Here is a 2,004-nt window from a genome sequence, read left to right as displayed (position 1 = left end):
CAGCGTGATCGGCGGTGCCATAAACAGTGCGCTACTGATCCGCTGGACGCTGAAGCGTTGCAGGCACAACCAGTAGAAACCATAACCGCCGACCGTGGCGAAAAACACCAGCCACGCGACGCCCGCAGCGAAACCCGCGCTGGCCGGTGGCAGCAGCCCGCCTTCAAAGTGCGCGAGCACGGCGAACAACGGAGTTACCGCACAAACCTGAATGAACAACGCGGTCGGTGCTGGCATCGGGACACCGGGGGAGGCTTTTTGATACAGCGTCGCCGCCGCCAGTGAGAACACGGCCAGCAGGGGCAAAACATACACCCACAGATTAGCGGCCGCCCACTCGACGCTGGCGCTGCTCGCCACCAGCATGCCCAGCAAACACAGAGCCAGGCCCAGCCATTGCCAGCCTTGTGTGCGTTGTCCGGGCACGCAACCGGCCAGTACCACAATCGTCAATGGCAACAGATTGGCGATAACCGCCGCGGTACCGGGGGCGACACCCAATTGAATGGCGCCGGCGATGGGGCCGATGTAACCGCCAATGGCGAACAGCCCCAGCAAACTTTGATGGATGACATCACGGCGTCGCAGTGCGCGCAATCCCTTCCAGGCAAAGGGCAGCAGCACGGCCGCGGCGAGAATGAAACGCCACAGTGTCGCAAGGTAAACGCCGCCCTGATCGGCCGCATAGCGGTAACCGATGAAACCGGAACTCCAGCTGACGACCATGGCCAGCAGCAGGGCACTTCCCAGCAGTGAAACTCGAGGGATGGCAACGTTCATCGCATGGCACCTGACAGTGGGCTTGACTCGATGGTATGAAGGAACCTCTGGTGCAATCAAACGATACGATCAGCACTAATGATGCAGGAATACAGAACCATGTCGGAGACGCTCGAAATAGATCTGCTGCGAACGTTTCATGCCATCGTGCGCTTTGGTCAGTTTCTCGCGGCGTCGCATTTTCTGAACAAGAGCCCCTCGGCGGTGAGCCTGCACGTCCGGCGCCTGGAAGCGTTGGCCGGTGGACGGCTGCTGGAGCGTGATAACCAGACCGTGACACTGACGCCACTGGGTCGACGCTTCGCGCTGCAAACCGCCGAACTGTTGCAGCTGCATGACCGCCTGCTGGCCGGCTTCACCGCGCCGGTCGCCAGTGGGCGGATCCGACTGGGGATTTCCGAGGAATATGCCGCCGCCGTGCTCGGCAGCACGCTGCCCCATCTCAGCGCAGATTTTCCAGGCATCGAGCTGGAAGTGGAAACCGGTAACAGTGGTCGCTTGAGCGCACGCCTGGAGCGTGGGCAGCTGGATATGGCGTTGCTGGTCGAGCCCATTGACGTGCCGGCACCGGTGGGGCGTTGCGTGAAGTCCTTTGGGGTAACCGAGCCCGTCTGGGTCGCGGCGCACGACTACGCGCTGGACCCGGGCAAGCCGGTGCCGTTAGCGTTGCACAGTAAAGGCTGCCCGTATCGCGCCGTGGCTATCGATAACCTGTCGCGGCTGGGTCGACGCTGGCGCACGGTGATCATCAGTGCGGGCGTCAGCGCGCTGGACGCGGCCATTGAGGCCGGCTTGGCGATCGGCATCGTCGACCGCGCCCGGGTCAGTGAAAGCATGCGCGTGCTGGCGCCGGCAGACGGGTTTCCCGAACTGCCTGTGCACGAACTGCGTCTGATGTCAGCGCCCGGGGAGTTGAGCGCGGCGGCTGAAGTACTGGTGGGATTGATTGGCCATGATTTTCATCTGTGAACCGAAAATCCACCGCCCCCTTGTAGCAGCTGGCGAAGCCTGCGTCCGACTGCGCAGCAGTCGTAAAATCAGCCTACTCGGTGAAAGAGCCGTAACGCATTCACCATCACGACGGCTGCGCAGCCGGACGCAGGCTTCGCCAGCTGCTACGAGATTGTGGCGATACGGACACAGGCTGCGCCAGCTGCTACGAGATTGATGTCAGCGCCCGGGGAGTTGAGTGCGGCGGCTGAAGTACGGGTGGGATTGATTGGC

General features: G+C 62.4%; 2 protein-coding genes. One reads left to right on the top strand and one right to left on the bottom strand.

The window, feature by feature from the left end:
• A partial coding sequence (locus F8N12_RS27380; RefSeq protein WP_150583128.1) for a DMT family transporter occupies window positions 1-780 on the bottom strand: 780 nt, incomplete at its 3' end.
• Between the two features lie 99 nt (window positions 781-879).
• Here F8N12_RS27380 and F8N12_RS27375 point away from each other — a divergent pair.
• Window positions 880-1,749: a LysR substrate-binding domain-containing protein gene (locus tag F8N12_RS27375; protein WP_150583100.1), complete on the top strand. Its 870-nt coding sequence runs from the start codon at window positions 880-882 to the stop codon at window positions 1,747-1,749.
• Window positions 1,750-2,004: the final 255 nt, after the last annotated feature.

The organism is Pseudomonas fluorescens, assembly GCF_902497625.1.
Taxonomy (GTDB): Bacteria; Pseudomonadota; Gammaproteobacteria; order Pseudomonadales; family Pseudomonadaceae; genus Aquipseudomonas; species Aquipseudomonas fluorescens_BQ.
The sequence above is the reverse complement of the archived record's forward strand: the minus strand, read 5'-3'. Positions and strand labels throughout refer to the sequence as shown.

Coding starts and splice junctions, on each gene's coding strand:
- F8N12_RS27375 (WP_150583100.1), top strand. CDS start 880: ATGTCGGAGACGCTCGAAATAGATCTGCTGCGAACGTTTCATGCCATC.